Annotated in this window: 13 protein-coding genes; 6 read left to right on the forward strand and 7 right to left on the reverse strand. The window is 53.9% G+C overall.

Annotation, left to right across the window (positions count from 1 at the left end; translation table 11 throughout):
* Positions 1-170: 170 nt before the first annotated feature.
* From HPY30_04985 to HPY30_05005, 5 genes are all read right to left on the reverse strand, one after another.
* Entirely contained in the window at positions 171-548 is a 378-nt protein-coding gene (locus tag HPY30_04985; GenBank protein ID QYZ65392.1) for a hypothetical protein, read from the reverse strand.
* A 142-nt stretch (positions 549-690) separates the two neighbouring features.
* Positions 691-2,766 (reverse strand): xanthine dehydrogenase family protein molybdopterin-binding subunit, encoded by a 2,076-nt coding sequence (locus HPY30_04990; GenBank protein ID QYZ65393.1) that lies wholly within the window; start codon positions 2,764-2,766, stop codon positions 691-693.
* Positions 2,767-2,807: 41 nt separating this feature from the next.
* A complete protein-coding gene (locus tag HPY30_04995; GenBank protein ID QYZ65394.1) occupies positions 2,808-3,278 on the reverse strand; it encodes a (2Fe-2S)-binding protein in 471 nt (156 codons plus the stop codon).
* Positions 3,279-3,345: 67 nt separating this feature from the next.
* Positions 3,346-5,745 (reverse strand): hypothetical protein, encoded by a 2,400-nt coding sequence (locus tag HPY30_05000; GenBank protein QYZ65395.1) that lies wholly within the window; start codon positions 5,743-5,745, stop codon positions 3,346-3,348.
* A 232-nt stretch (positions 5,746-5,977) separates the two neighbouring features.
* On the reverse strand, positions 5,978-6,427 hold the full coding sequence (locus HPY30_05005) for an Rsd/AlgQ family anti-sigma factor (protein QYZ65396.1): 450 nt from the start codon (positions 6,425-6,427) through the stop codon (positions 5,978-5,980).
* Between the two features lie 236 nt (positions 6,428-6,663).
* On the opposite strand from HPY30_05005, the gene HPY30_05010 reads away from it, so the two are divergent.
* Positions 6,664-7,479 carry a hypothetical protein gene (locus HPY30_05010; GenBank protein ID QYZ65397.1) on the forward strand — a complete coding sequence of 272 codons (816 nt, stop codon included), beginning with the start codon at positions 6,664-6,666 and terminating at the stop codon, positions 7,477-7,479.
* On the opposite strand, the gene HPY30_05015 is transcribed toward HPY30_05010, so the two are convergent.
* Positions 7,465-8,280 (reverse strand): sulfite exporter TauE/SafE family protein, encoded by an 816-nt coding sequence (locus HPY30_05015; protein ID QYZ65398.1) that lies wholly within the window; start codon positions 8,278-8,280, stop codon positions 7,465-7,467. The genes HPY30_05010 and HPY30_05015 overlap by 15 nt on opposite strands.
* Positions 8,281-8,381: 101 nt before the next feature.
* Between HPY30_05015 and HPY30_05020 the strand changes: the two genes are divergently transcribed.
* The 3 genes from HPY30_05020 (at position 8,382) to HPY30_05030 (ending at position 10,744) form a co-directional block, all read left to right on the forward strand.
* Entirely contained in the window at positions 8,382-9,341 is a 960-nt protein-coding gene (locus HPY30_05020) for a complex I NDUFA9 subunit family protein (GenBank protein ID QYZ65399.1), read from the forward strand.
* A 246-nt stretch (positions 9,342-9,587) separates the two neighbouring features.
* Positions 9,588-10,088 carry a thioredoxin fold domain-containing protein gene (locus HPY30_05025; protein ID QYZ65400.1) on the forward strand — a complete coding sequence of 167 codons (501 nt, stop codon included), beginning with the start codon at positions 9,588-9,590 and terminating at the stop codon, positions 10,086-10,088.
* A 143-nt stretch (positions 10,089-10,231) separates the two neighbouring features.
* Positions 10,232-10,744, forward strand: a complete 513-nt coding sequence (locus tag HPY30_05030; protein ID QYZ67914.1) for a thioredoxin fold domain-containing protein — start codon at positions 10,232-10,234, stop codon at positions 10,742-10,744.
* 3 nt (positions 10,745-10,747) lie between these two features.
* Here the strand turns inward: HPY30_05030 and HPY30_05035 are convergent, their stop codons facing one another.
* A complete protein-coding gene (locus tag HPY30_05035) occupies positions 10,748-11,953 on the reverse strand; it encodes an SAM-dependent methyltransferase (protein QYZ65401.1) in 1,206 nt (401 codons plus the stop codon).
* A gap of 74 nt (positions 11,954-12,027) precedes the next feature.
* On the opposite strand from HPY30_05035, the gene HPY30_05040 reads away from it, so the two are divergent.
* Both HPY30_05040 and HPY30_05045 read left to right on the forward strand, forming a co-directional pair.
* Complete coding sequence (locus HPY30_05040; GenBank protein ID QYZ67915.1) at positions 12,028-12,774, forward strand: pteridine reductase; 747 nt, start codon at positions 12,028-12,030, stop codon at positions 12,772-12,774.
* Between the two features lie 60 nt (positions 12,775-12,834).
* Positions 12,835-14,256: a Glu/Leu/Phe/Val dehydrogenase gene (locus HPY30_05045; GenBank protein QYZ65402.1), complete on the forward strand. Its 1,422-nt coding sequence runs from the start codon at positions 12,835-12,837 to the stop codon at positions 14,254-14,256.
* Positions 14,257-14,424 lie beyond the last annotated feature (168 nt).

The following is a 14,424-nucleotide window of genomic DNA, read 5'->3' on the forward strand; positions in this document are numbered from 1 at the left end:
CGGCTCTGCCACGGACACAAGACTCAATACGGGTGGGTGGCTAGCCCTTACCCGGCGGGGACTTTCACCCCGCAAGATGCGACGAGCTTTGCTCGGCGCGAAATGGCACTTACTTAAGCTTCTTGGGATGTCCATTTATCCTGATTTAATCCCTTGCTGCATGACTGGATTTAATGAGCAGAGGAAAGAATTTCGCTCGTCTCTTGAGTGCCCCTAGGTTCAATGCATCCGGGTCGCTTCCCAACTTGCTGTTGTGCAATCATGATGAACAAACGGCCAAGTTTTTCGTCACCGTAATTTCCAGGATCACCCCACCTCCAGGAAAGCCACGACTGCAAGGTATGCTTGAAACTAAGCTGGCTGGGTAACAGGTCGGCCAACAGATAGATCCAGATCTCCTTTTTCGCCATAGTCGGAGTGCGACAACTCAATATCTCCATGCCCATGGTGGTCTTGATGTTACGCAGATCCAATTCGATCTGCCTGCGATCCTGATAGAGTGTTTTCAGGGCTGTTTTGCTTGTTTGCTTCGAGCAAAGTAGCGCCATCACTAAAGTTTTTCCCCGATATGCAGCTCCCGCACGTTCAGTGTATCTGGTGCCTGATCGTATCCCGGATTCTATGTAAATCTCCTGCCCCCATAGTGTTACCCGTCCCGAGGACCGCCCACGAATTTTCTGACGAGTCCAATTATATTGGAAGCTCCCTAATCGGTTTCCCAGTAGCGGAAAGAACTGCATTAGCAAGAGCTGGAGCTAAAGGTGGCACCCCAGGCTCGCCGATACCGCCTGGTTCTTCCTCATTATTGACGATAATCACTTCAATCTCGGGGGTTTCGTGGATGCCCAGTATAGGATAGTTGTGGTAGTTGCTTTGATCCACCCGGCCATTGTTGATGGTGATTTTCGACTTGGTGGCTGCACTCAGGCCAAAAATGATCGAACCCTCCATCTGCTGTTTGACAATGTCAGGGTTGATCACAATGCCGCAGTCAATCACACAAGTCACCTTCTTAACCTGGAAATACTTATTGTCGGTTTCTGCGAGCTCTACGATCTGCGCAACATTGCTACCCCATTCGGAGAGCACTGCAGCACCATAAGAGATTGCCCCGTTGGGACGCGCTTCCCATTTGGCTTTGTCTGCTGCAATTTCCAGGACCTTACTCAACCGGGGATGATCTCTCAGCAATTTGAGGCGCAGTTCCAACGGGTCGTTATTGCCGGCTCGGGCTAGTTCATCAAAGAAATGTTCTACCGCAAAGATATTGTAGTGGGGTGCGACAGATCGCCATGGCCCCCAAGGAACAATCGCTCCAATATCCTGAACCAGAACCCGTGTGTTCGGTATGTCATAGAGGAGGGTAGCTGCACCACTGGCATTGACTTTCAGTCCGTGAATGATGTGCTCCCAGGCGATGGGCATACCATTCTCATCTATCGCCCCCCTCATTTTGTGCAAGGTCAAAGGGTGATAGTGGTCATGTTGCACATCCTCCTCTCGGGTCCAGACCAACTGAACGGGTTGTTCGTATCTTTGAGCGACCTGTACGACCTCCGACACATAGTCCTGCTTGAGCCTCCTTCCGAAACCTCCACCGAGCAGAGTAGTATGCACATTGATGCTATCATCATGGATGCCGAGCAGCTTCTTTTGCACCTTCTTCAGACCACGCTCTATTTTGCTCTGAACGATGGCTTTTGCGGTATCATAAGCAGAACTGGGGGACTGTGTCGGCGCCCAGACCTCCAGTCTGCCATCACTCTTGAAATGTGCTGTGCAGTTCATCGGTTCCAGGGGTACGTGGGCCTGGAAGGGTTGGATATATTCAGCAGTGACTGCTGCGTTGCTGCCTGACAAGACGGTTTCGACGTCACCTTCCTCCAAAGCAGTTTGAGCTTCCTCAATAGGCCGTGCTTTCAGCTGATTGATGATCGACTCTGAAGAAATCCTGGTTTTGTTCCCACACTCCCAGTCGATGCTTAGGACTTCCTTCGCCTTGAACGCGGTCCAGGTGTCTGAAGCCACAACCACGACCCCCTCATCTATCGGGAAGACGTCTTTGACACCCTTGATGGATTTGGCTTCCGAGGCATCGATGCTTTTTGGCTTTCCACCAAATACAGGGCAGTGAGTGATGGTGGCATAAAGCATCCCAGGTAATTTTGTGTCAATACCAAAGCGGGCCTTGCCGTTGATCTTTTCCGGAACATCAAGACGCGGTACAGGCTGCCCAATGATGGTGAATTCGTTCGGCTCTTTTAGCTGGGCAGTTCCTGGGATTGGCAGCTTGGCAGCGATATCAGTGAGTTCATTGTATGCGACTTCCCTGCCTGACGGGATGTGAACCACCTTACCAAGCCTTGCGGTGCACTCTGTCACCGGAACAGAAAGCGCAAGCGCACCCGCGCCCAGCAGCAACGCCTTGGCCACTGCACCCGCTTCACGAAGTGTGGACCAGCCCTTACGTATACTGCCGCTGCCTCCCGTCATCTGATAGCCGTATACGGGATCCAGTGAAGCGTGTTCGACCTTGATCCGGTCCCACTCCACTTCCAGCTCTTCAGCGACCATCATGGGCATCAAGGTATAAGGCCCCTGACCCATTTCAGATTCTGCGACGATAACGGTGATCGAGCCGTCGGGATCAAGCCGCAACCAGGCATTTGGGCTGAAGTTATCAGATTGATTATCCGTGTTTGACGGCTTGTCTTGTGTGCAACTCCAACTGACGCCCAGAATAAGGCTGGAACCCGCAGCCGCCATACTCAATTTCAAAAATTTTCTTCTGTCCGGGCTAAAGGATCTCATTGATTGGTCCTCTGTTCGGATATTTTCCTTGCAGCAAGTTTGATGGCCTCGCGAATCCTGGGATAAGTGCCGCAGCGGCACAGAATTCCCGACATCATCTCATCAATATCTTCATCGGTTGGCTCATCCGTTTCACTCAGCAACGCCACAGCGCTGATGATCTGGCCGGATTGACAGTAGCCGCACTGAGGCACCTGCAACTCCTCCCAAGCCTGTTGAACAGGGTGATTACTCTCTGGAGAGATACCTTCGATGGTGGTGATCTTTTTATTCTCCACCTCACCCAGCAGGGTAAGACAGGCGCGAACCGGTTCATCTTCCAACAGGACAGTACAGGAGCCACAAGCCCCAATACCACAGCCATATTTTGTCCCTGTGAGACCCAAATGGTCCCTCAACACCCATAGAAGCGGAGTCTCTTCTCCGGCATCCACATTGTGTATTTTTCCATTGACTGATATCTGCATAGTGCTACCAAAATAGGGATTAATTCGACACTAACGTTCAACTAGACGATGATTTATCCAAATTGAACTAACCGGCTGAACCCGTCTGCGGACCGTTACGTGAATCCTTATGCTTTGAACTGAGTTTGGATTTAACCCGGGCAACCAGTTTGGGTTCAGTGACGACTTCAAAGAAGTGGCGCCCAAGCGGCTCGGGACCTACCGTAACATCACCTTGCCAGAGCAACACCGGCGCTTCACGCACCACCAGCCAGTGTGTCGTGCCGTGGCGATCCAGATAGCGACCAACATGATAGTAGTGTGAATCTCCTTCACGGTCCCGTAACCGCACTTTGTGCAGCGCCAGCTCCGATTTAAGCTTGAAAAATGCTGGAGAATCAAGCTCGATACCATTGACATTATAGCGTAACAGTCTGCCCGCTTCGCTATCCTGCCCAGGTTCTGTCATCACTTCCACCCGGTGTCCTTTATGTCTCGCCCACTGCAGATTGCGCTTCAACTCAGCCGAGCAGGAAGAGAGCCGGTCAGCCTGGTTAATCGCCGGGGAAATCATAATCTTGCGACGCTCATCGTAAAGGTAGGCAGGCGCATCATCACTGAAGGCGATGCCCAATCCCAGTTCGAGTTCCGGCAAATTATGCATGCGATTCTGTGTGTTCTGCGTATCCATCACGGAGAGGATCTTACGGGCCATACCGCAGGAATTTGCCACACTCATCCACTGGGGAGATGCACCTTCATATTCGAGAATGGTCAGGATCAGTGCATCCCCCTCAACAAATACCTTTTGTGCGCCGAAATCACTCAACAGCTTGGTAATCGGCCCGAAAAAATTCATGCTGAAATGAGTGGCGGGGTTGAGTCGCTTGGTCAACAACTGTTTGGTAATCTCAGTGGAGCCGCGTAGGTCCGCCTTCATAACCACATGCGCCTGGATCTTCTGTTCATCCGGCTCAATCTCGGTACGCAACGGGTAGTCGTAGAGACTTCCGTTATCTTTCGAAAGCTTAATATCTTCTGGAGAGGAGAGCAGTTTCAGCCGTGCCATTGCCCGGTTCACGAAATAGGCCAGCTTGAGGTCGCGTCGAAAACCAAGGAAATCCCGAATATAGCGAACCACATACTCCTGCTGTTTGGCCGTGGACATGCGCCGAATATGGTTGGATACCATGTCCAGTGCCCTGACCATATCATTGCTGCTCTCACTCTGTGGCAGTGCACTGAGCCGGCGCACCAGTTTTCGTTTTGGTATGACACCAGCCAGATACTGGTAGACCTCCTTGACAGGTATGCGCCCTTCCAACTGCCTATAGAGACGTGGCGCCCGGTAGGAGGCAACGGCCCGGCGCGTAATATCAGCCCTGAGACACCGCCGAAACAATTCGCTCGCAAGACGTTGCTGGAATTCCGGCCAGTTTTTGTCATGCCATGGCGCATTGGGCTGAGGCGATTTATTCATAGGCCCGAAAAGCCAGTGTCCGCCTACAGGTTGAATGAGGCGTTCGATATTGTCTGGGACATCCAACCAGGAAGTCCGCGGCACCATGAATTCTTCATCCTGCAGCGACTGTTCAAGCAGGCGTTGGCCTTCAAGAAAGCCGGAGATCCCCTCTCCGGTATCCCGCTCCTTAATCCGAAGCCCCTGGGGAATATTCCGCTCGGATAGCTCATCAGCCGCAACAGCCCACTCAGGAAGATAATCCTCAAACAGATCACAGACAATCTGATTGGTAAGAGCAAAAAAGTTCTGTTCACCATTATCCATGCAGAGCAATGGATAGTGGTTCATGAAATACTCTTCGGAGGTCAGGCTTGGCAGGTGCAATAAAGGGTTGAAAAGTGCCAGCTTGGGAACCATCCAGGAAGCACCGAGTACCGACTTGCGCATCTTGCGCAAACTGGTCGATTCCTGTCGCTGAACCACCTTGAATAGACGCCGCAGGGTCCGATAGGTGACCCCCGGCTCAAGCTTTGCGAGCGCCACGGCCCGCTCATGCAACTCCAGTGATCGCCCTGCCAGCTGAGGTGAGAAATTGCTGGAATCCTGTTGCAGTTGATGCCGCAGACGTTTAATCTCCTGGCCAGGCAACTCCAGCAGGAGTTTCAATAACGACATATGCAACAGTTGAATGACTTCAGTCGCCGCTGCACGGTCATGCACACGCTCTACGACCACTTCCATCAAACCGCTGTAGGTATCTCTGAAAGCATCAAAATCTTTGCTGGAGGCTTCCGGTCCCACCTCGCCCCAATTGTTCCGGGCAAGATCCTCATTGACTATACGCCTGACCAGTTCACTGGCCGTGGTGCTGATCTTCGGGCTCAGGAAGATGTCGATGTGGGTATTATCTATGCCGATCTGAAATCTTTCCAGCGGCAAAACCGGGCGCGTAAGCTTCCTTAAAGGCGACAGGAACTCCGCACGCCCAGGCTGCCAATGAAACAGCTTTTTCAGTCGTTTACCCATGCCCACCAAGCTGTTTTTGATACTACGCGGATGTTACACCAATTCCATATAAATGTTACGCAAATGTTGAATAGCTCTGAATATTGTGCCCTGACAGGCAGACAACTCCAGGTACTGATCTGCTATTTTCGCCCCATCCTAGTTGGCAACAAGTAGGGAATCCCCGCAGAAATACGACCTGAATTCCTGATTACTAGGTGGAAGTTCTCATTTTTTTGGGGGGGGTGGAAGCTCAGCGCGCCAACATGGTTGCAACCAGTCGGTCTTCAAGCTCGACACGAATCGCCAGCTCTTCTCCCAGAGAAGAGAGATCTTTTGACAGCTTGTCGAGTTTCAATTCATGGTCTGAAAGGTCATATTTATCGTTGAAGTTCACTGCCGCCTCTGTGGCCTCGACAAAACCGGGATAGATCTCTTCAGCTACCTTGATTACACGACCACGTCTCTCAGAACCGTCACTGATATGACCGAAGACTTCGAAATGACCAAAGGCGGTATAATCCACCAGGACCTGGCAAAAAGTCTGCAGCAGCTTTTCCAATGACTCCGTCCGTGAATAGGGTTCGAGCCCGGCCACCTGACAAAAAAGCACCAGCATCTCCTGACGCTCATCGAGCAGTTTATCGATCATTCCCTGGGTGCCGGTTCTACGCTCTCCATCAGATCGTTGTTGCGTGTTCATTGAATCTACTCTCTCCCCTCGCCCGAGCAAATTAGAGTCTCGGTATTTATTGTCGTCTTATTTTCAACCATTCAGGCATATCATCTGCCGATAACCCTGCTACCATTTGCGGTATTGGGATCACAGAAAGCAGTTCCGCAGTCAATTGACTGCTCTACGCATAGCTAACCACCATTAGCCTTTCCTGACAAGAGCGGAGCGGCCACTCCCCCCCGGTCCAAGAATGAGATAACCTGATGTTAAACCACAGACTAAAGATGTTTCGATTCAACAAACAGTTATTATTACTCATCCTCTGCTCCCCGTTCGTGATGGCGGGTGGGAGCGGCACATCAAACACCATGGCGCGAGCAATGCTGTCGATGATGGATGCGATGGGAAAGATTGCCAATCAGTCTCAGGGCAGCAACCCGAATGACGGGGTAAACTGGTCCTCCGGCAACAACTTTCAGCCATTCAACAGCTGGCAGAATATGACTCCCGCACCTTGGTCTCTCTACACTATGCCGGGGAGTGCGATCCCAGGTCAGCAGATGATGCCGGGCATGGCTACCCCAGCTATGCCATCTGTTACGCAACAGCCGATGCAGGGCATGATGTCGCAGGCCCCCGCTCTGGCCAAATCCGGGCAGGAACAGATACAGAACCTGGGGAGCCAGATCACTGGAGGTGCTGCACCTGCCGCGTCCAACGTTCAGCCTTACCAGCAAACCACACCCACTGCCCCCACTCAGCTGCTCAATATGCCCCAGTCTCCATTGGATGGCGTCTGGAAAGGACAGGGTGGAAAGGTTCTGATTCTTGCCTACGGCCATTTCCGAATCTATGCCAACCGCAATCACTACCAGGACGGACTGTACAGACTCGGACAGAATCAGCTCCTGATTCACGACCCCAAGTCGAACAAGACCCTGGCCTATGAGTTCGCCCACAACCAGGGGCGACTGGCGCTGAAAGGCAATCAGGATCAGCTCCTGCTCTTTCGCAAAATGCCGATTCAGCTGCCCAGTCCCTCCGCTATACAATCGAGGCAGTCGCTACCCCAGCAGTAACCGTATACCCATCAACAGTAAAAAAATCGCAAACACCCGTTTCAAAATCACTGCCGGCAATCGATGCGCCAATGCCGCACCAAATGGTGCTGTCAACACACTGGTCATTACGATGATCAGGCCAACCGGCCAATAGAGATAACCGGTACTCCCTGCCGGCAGCCCTTCCACAGCCCAGCCCGTTATCGCAAAACTGGCGGCGCCGGCGAGAGCAATCGGCAGACCGCAGGCGCTTGATGTTGCCACAGCCTTGCGCATCTCCACCCCACCGGCATGCAGCAACGGCACGGTCATTGTGCCGCCACCAATGCCGACGATCGCCGACACCAAGCCGATAGCACTGCCTGCCAGAGTCATCAGCCACGCCTGTGTCAGGCGGTATGCCGAACTGCTGTTGCCGAGAAAAAACATCCGCAGCGCCACCAGGACGGCAAAGGTACCAAAGACCCGCTGCAACATAATCGCATCCATAGCGCCGGCGGCAATCCCTCCAAGCCAACTGCCCACCAGGATGCCCGGGGTCAATCGCAAGACATAATCCCAGAGCACAGCACCACGTTTCTGGTGGGCGCGAATGGCCGCAAGTGAGGTAAAAACAATCGTTGTGAGTGAAGTTCCCACGGCGATATGCACCACCAGACTCGCCTCGACCCCCACCAGGGGCAATCCCCAAATCAGTGCAGGCACCACCACCAAGCCACCTCCCACACCAAAAAGACCGGCAACGATACCCACAACGCCACCTAGAAGAAGGAAGAGCAGTATCGGGAAGAGTCCAAATGTCAGGGTTAGATTCTCCATCAGCGCCTTGGCTTCACTCTGCTAAACAGGATAGTTGAACCACTATCGATTCGGGTCCATTATTCACCAACTACAAGTATAAAAATGCTGGAGAGAAAGTGATGATGGTTGTTCGTGTCTGTATCCTCGGTGGAAGCGGATTTGTTGGACAACATCTGGTGGGACGGCTAAGCAAAGAGGGTACCGCCTGCAGGATAGTTACCCGCCATCCCGAACGCTTCTCTCATCTCAAGATCCACCCTGGTTGCGAACTCGCCAGTGCCGACATCTTTGACCGGGCAGCACTGGCAGGGCAGTTTATGGGTTGCGATGCGGTGATCAATCTCATCGGCATACTCAATGAAGGCCGTCACACGGGCAGCTTCCGAAAAATTCATGTTGAACTGGTGGATACTCTTGTCGATGCCTGCCGTGACGCAGGGGTTCCCAGACTGTTGCACATGAGCGCATTAAACGCCAGCGAGGCAAACGGTACCAGCCAATACCTCCGCACCAAAGGCGAGGGGGAAAACCGCGCCCACACGCACGGCAGCGCCTCTATGCAAGTCACCAGTTTTCGCCCCTCGGTCATCTTTGGCCCTGGAGACAGCTTCTTCAATCGCTTTGCTCAGCTACTGCGCTTCACACCCGGCTTGTTCCCCCTCGCCTGCCCTGAAACCCGCTTCGCACCCGTTTATGTTGGCGACGTGGCTGAAGCATTCCATCGGGCTTTGAAAAATCGTCACACCTTTGGCAAGCATATCAATCTCTGCGGACCACGCAGTTTCACTCTGCGGGAGTTGGTCCTCTATACAGCACAGATGCTTAATCTGAAGCGGCAAGTCGTCGGTCTGGGAGATCGCACCTCCCAACTGCAAGCCCGCCTTTTGGAACACCTCCCAGGTAAACCTTTCTCTCAGGACAACTATCTCTCCCTGCAAACGGATAGTACCTGCGGTGAGAATGGTTTTCCCGACCTGGACATCAAACCCAAGGATATCGATGAAATCGTGCCGCTCTATCTGGGTGGAAAAAATTATCGTGGCCGTTTTCAGCGCTATCGCTCAACATCAGCCCGTTGAGGAAAGCCGGTAACATACTGGCTGCCGCCAAAAACAGCATACTTCCCAATACACCACACCTGAAGTGGCCTGTCGTACAACTCCCCCCGTTTCACTCATCTCCAACCGATTCAGGTTGAAGAGAAAGATGCCGGTGATATGAACCCTGTTCACAATTAGAGGGGAAAAACCTGAGAAATAGTTGATATATTAAAAACTCATGATATTCTTATTATGTAAGTCATGGATTTGATAACTAGGATGATCATGCAGTTGCGATTACTTTTAGCCTTTCTGTTTCTTTTTGTCTTTTCCGCCTCCAACGCAACAGAACTCAAGAGCACCACTGACTGGGAGGCCGTATCCGAGCAGGCCGCTTTGGCCGATAGTCCGATTTTGGTGGTATTCACTGCCGATGGTTGTGGCTACTGCGAGTTACTCAAAGAGCAGGTTTTGAAACCGATGCTTGCAAATCCAGAAGCCGTTAATAAGGCCACAATTCTGGAATACAACACCGGCAGTGGCGGCAAAATCACCGATTTTGACGGCAGCCGAATCCGCAGCCGCCAGTTCACCGGCCGCTACAAGATCTTTGCCACCCCCACGGTGGTAATTCTCGATCCCAATGGTAACCCTCTGACAGCCCCTATCGTGGGCTTCAACGGCAAGGAAGACTACGAAGACCTACTCGACAGCGCACTCAGAGACTCCCGGACAGCCATGCAGAAGATCGAGCTGCCGGCAGATGCCATCGCCCGAAACCGCTAAACCGGTCGAGTTGGCGCCTTTTCCATACTAAGAGTATGGTTTAGTCATTTCGTCACTGACAGATAATCTCCACAAGCGCATCCTACGGGACGATTTGAGCAGATTTCTTTATACTGTGTTCGACCCACTGACAGCTTGGAGATATCGTGCGAAACCTGACAATCGGCTGCCTTGTCGGCTTCTTTCTGCTGCTCTCTTACCCGGCATTCTCCACCGAGGGAATCCGTATCCCCATCACCACAGATCTACAAAAGGATGGCAGGCTCTCCATCCAGCGTAAACTCCCTATTCTCCTGATGGTTTCTCAGGATCACTGCCCATTCTGCGACCTGATGAAACAGGAAATACTGCATCCGATGTTGTTGAGCGGGGAATATGAAGAGAAGGTCATCATGCGCGAAATCCTTATCGATTTGGGCCAGGACGTCACAAACTTCGAGGGAAAGCGCGAGGATGCCGCCCATTTTGCCCATGGATACGATGTCCATTTAAGCCCGACGCTGCTGTTTCTCAATGGGGAGGGCTCAGAGGTACGCAAACGCATGATCGGCATCAACACAGTGGAGCTGTTCTCCTTCTACCTCGATGCCGCAATTGACGAGGCTTTGGCCGAGCTAAAGCCCCGGGAAACCGCAAAATCAGCGGTCCAACCCTAGGACCTAGAGCCGGTCACGTAAGTCCCTCAGGCTAAAGCCACTGAGACGCTGCCCGGCATCCATACCCAGCCCCAGCACCTTGAACCTTTCACCCATCTCTGATGGCAGAGTCAGGCGTTTCACCCCCTGCACCAGCTCCATGTGACTGACCAGGTCATTGGGGTCCGAACCCGCCAAAAGGCTGTCCAGTCCGCTGGCCATCAGAAAGTGCGCCTGGGTGGTATACCCCAACAGTTCAAAACCTGCTGCGACACCCGACTCTGCGACAGCGGTAAAATCGACATGGGTGGTAATATCCTGCAGACCGACCCAGCGAAACGGATCGGGGTGAGCGCGGTGGCGATAGTGGCACATCAGGGTACCGCTGGTGCGTTGCGGATGGAAGAATTCGCTGCGCGGATAGCCGTAGTCCACCAGCAGAACTGCACCGCGCTCCATCATAGTTCCCAAAGCCTTCATCCAACCATGCAGACGCAAATTGACCTCGGAGACATAACCCTCCGCCAGCGCCCCGTTAGCCGACTGGATCCGCTCAATACCTGAGTCTAATTCCGGGCTGACGACCGTTTCGAAACGCTCCACAAATCCCGCTTCATCCCAGGCGACGAAACTCTCCTCTCCCCCCCCCGAGCGCATGCGAAAACGGTGTACCGGCATGGCATCGAGCAGTTCGTTGGCCACCACCAGCCCGGAGAAAGCATCCGGCAGATGATCCAGCCACTCGACCCGCGCCGACAGTTCCGGCACCTGCCGGGTTATAGTCTCTCGTTGGCGCGCCTGCAACTCAGGACTGACCTCCATGATCAGATAGCGCTGCGGCAGCGCATCCATCCGTTCGAGTTCGGCCAGCATATCGGCAGCCATTAGACCTGAACCGGCACCGAACTCCAGAATCGCCCCCCCGCCGATCTCCGCCAGCAACTGCTGTGCGGAACGGGCAAGACAGCGTGCGAACAGGGGAGAGATCTCCGGTGCAGTGATAAAATCCCCCGCCTCGCCAAACTTGCGGCTTCCTGCCACGTAATAGCCCAGCCCCGGCGCATAGAGCGCCAGTTCCATGAATCGATCGAAGGGAATCGCACCGCCTGTCTGCTCCATTTCGTCACGAATCCTGCGCTCCAGCTGTTCACTGACAGCCAGTGCTGCGGCATCCGGGGACGGCAGGCTATTGGGGGATGAGTGGTGCGGCGACTGCAGACAATCGGACATAATGTAGAAACCGGGCTAGTACGATAAAGTAGTGGCGCATTCAACCACGGAGTACAAGCGTGACGCAAAAACCGATCACCCCGCCACTCAGCGGCAGGTGCGCACTGATCACAGGTGGTGCCCACCGCATCGGCGCCCAAATCGCCCGCAGCCTCCACCGGGAAGGGATGAACCTTGTTCTGCACTACCGCAACTCCTCCCAAGCCGCAGAAAGACTAAAGGCGGAGCTTGAAACCGGGCGCCCCGGATCAGTCGTCCTCGCGCAGGCAGATCTGCACGAAACCGCAGATCTGCCACTATTGATTGAAGCGGCCAAGCGTGTATTCGGCCGCCTCGACCTGCTGGTCAACAACGCCTCCAGTTTCTACCCGACTCCGTTGGAAACAGCCACCGAGACCGACTGGGACGACCTTATCGGCAGCAACCTCAAGGCCCCCTTCTTTCTCTCCCGGGCTGCCGCCCCTTTGCTGAAAGTGTCTGACGGCTGCATCGTCAATCTGGTGGATATCCACGCAGAACGGCCACTCAAGGCCCACCCGATCTACTCCGTCGCCAAGGCAGGCAACGCCATGCTGGTAAAATCCCTGGCACGTGAATTGGGACCGGAGATCCGCGTCAACGGAATTGCACCCGGAGCCATCCTCTGGCCGGAACGGGGACTGGATGCCGCAGAAAAGGAAGAGATCCTCAACCGCACGGCCCTTAAGCGCCCCGGCAGCCCTGAGGATATTGCACAAACCCTGCTGTTTCTGGTGCGGGATGCCCACTACATCACCGGCCAGATTATCCCCGTCGATGGAGGCCGAACGCTGCAGCAGTAACCGCACCATCAACTAGACTTCAAACATCAAAACTGTTTCCCCGATCCAGGAGTTTCCAAAATGACAGAAGTCCCAGGTGGCCTATCTTTTCGTCAGAGTGTCGATCACATGGTCGATCGGGCACTGCAGATCCTGGATCTGCCACCGGGGGTCGACAACGCCATCAAGAGTTGCACATCGGTACTCCAGGTCAGCTTTCCGGTAAAGATCCGTGACCGTATTGAGGTGTTCACCGGCTGGCGCGCAGTGCACAGCATCCATCGTCTGCCATCGAAAGGCGGCATCCGTTTTGCCGAGAATGTGGATCAGATGGAAGTGGAGGCTCTGGCAGCACTGATGACCTATAAGTGCGCCATCGTGGATGTCCCCTTCGGCGGCTCCAAAGGGGGACTGCACATCAATCCCGAAAACTATACCCGGGATGAGTTACAGATCATCACCCGCCGCTTTGCCCGGGAACTCGCCAACAAAGGTTTTCTCAATCCTGCCACCAACGTACCCGCTCCCGATGTCGGCACCGGCCAGCGGGAGATGGCCTGGATTGCAGACACCTATAAACACCTCTACCCGGAAGACATCAACTATGTGGCTTGTGTCACCGGCAAGCCGGTCGCCCACGGCGGTCTGCAGGGACGTACCGAGGCCACCGGGCGTGGTGTGCAGTTCGCCCTGCGAGAATTTTTCAGACATAAGGAGGAGCGCAATGAGGCCGGTCTGGATGGTGATCTGGAAGGGAAACGCATCATCGTCCAAGGCTTCGGTAATGTCGGTTACCACGCCGCCAGGCTTCTCTCCGAGGAGGATGGCGCCAAGATCATCGCCATCATCAAACACGACGGGGCACTCTTCAACCCTGACGGCATCCACATCGAGGAAGCCTTCTACCATAAATGTTCCCACGGCGGCTTCCAGGGCTTTGCCGGGGCAGAGTTTCTGGAGGATGGCGCCAAGGTAATGGAGATGGAGTGCGACATACTGATTCCGGCCGCTGTCGAGGCCGTCATCACCGAAGACAACGCCCCCAATATCCAGGCGAAACTGATCGCCGAGGCCGCCAATGGTCCCATCACCTTCGAGGCTGACCGCATCCTGCGCACCCGTGGCATCACAATCCTGCCGGATGCTTATGTCAACGCCGGCGGTGTCGTGGTCTCCTATTTCGAGTGGATTCGGAACCTCACCCATATCCGTTTCGGCCGTCTTGAACGCCGTTACGATGAGAACCGCGGACGCCATATCCTGCAAGCACTGGAAGATACCAACGGCCGGACTATTCCGGAGTGGATCCGAAGTGAGCTGGAGAAGGGGGCCAATGAGGAGGACCTGGTGCGTTCGGGTCTGGATGACAGTATGCGTCAGGCACTACAGGAGATCATCGACATCCGCTGCCGTAAAGAGGAGATCGAGGACTACCGCACTGCGGCCTATTACATCGCGGTAAGCAAGCTGGCGCGCTCTTATCAAGATCTGGGGGTGTTCTAGCGCGCTATCAATTTAATAATTGCGAATTCAGCCACGATCTAGGGTGCGCTGTGCGCACCAGTATTAGCGTACAACCGTGATTCCGGCTTGTTTTGGTGCGCATGGCGCACCCTACAAATCCTAATGGGATTAATTTGCCGTAGACCCGATAAAGCTTGTGGAGCGACC

Source organism: Gammaproteobacteria bacterium (ex Lamellibrachia satsuma) (assembly GCA_019623805.1).
Lineage (GTDB): Bacteria > Pseudomonadota > Gammaproteobacteria > Chromatiales > Chromatiaceae > QGON01.

Excerpts from the sequence above, each read along its gene's own strand:
- HPY30_04985 (QYZ65392.1), bottom strand. The coding sequence starts at position 548 with ATGGCGCTACTTTGCTCGAAGCAAACAAGCAAAACAGCCCTGAAAACA.
- HPY30_04990 (QYZ65393.1), bottom strand. The coding sequence starts at position 2,766 with ATGGCGGCTGCGGGTTCCAGCCTTATTCTGGGCGTCAGTTGGAGTTGC.
- HPY30_04995 (QYZ65394.1), bottom strand. The coding sequence starts at position 3,278 with ATGCAGATATCAGTCAATGGAAAAATACACAATGTGGATGCCGGAGAA.
- HPY30_05000 (QYZ65395.1), bottom strand. The coding sequence starts at position 5,745 with ATGGGTAAACGACTGAAAAAGCTGTTTCATTGGCAGCCTGGGCGTGCG.
- HPY30_05005 (QYZ65396.1), bottom strand. The coding sequence starts at position 6,427 with ATGAACACGCAACAACGATCTGATGGAGAGCGTAGAACCGGCACCCAG.
- HPY30_05010 (QYZ65397.1), top strand. The coding sequence starts at position 6,664 with ATGTTAAACCACAGACTAAAGATGTTTCGATTCAACAAACAGTTATTA.
- HPY30_05015 (QYZ65398.1), bottom strand. The coding sequence starts at position 8,280 with ATGGAGAATCTAACCCTGACATTTGGACTCTTCCCGATACTGCTCTTC.
- HPY30_05020 (QYZ65399.1), top strand. The coding sequence starts at position 8,382 with ATGATGGTTGTTCGTGTCTGTATCCTCGGTGGAAGCGGATTTGTTGGA.
- HPY30_05025 (QYZ65400.1), top strand. The coding sequence starts at position 9,588 with ATGCAGTTGCGATTACTTTTAGCCTTTCTGTTTCTTTTTGTCTTTTCC.
- HPY30_05035 (QYZ65401.1), bottom strand. The coding sequence starts at position 11,953 with ATGTCCGATTGTCTGCAGTCGCCGCACCACTCATCCCCCAATAGCCTG.
- HPY30_05045 (QYZ65402.1), top strand. The coding sequence starts at position 12,835 with ATGACAGAAGTCCCAGGTGGCCTATCTTTTCGTCAGAGTGTCGATCAC.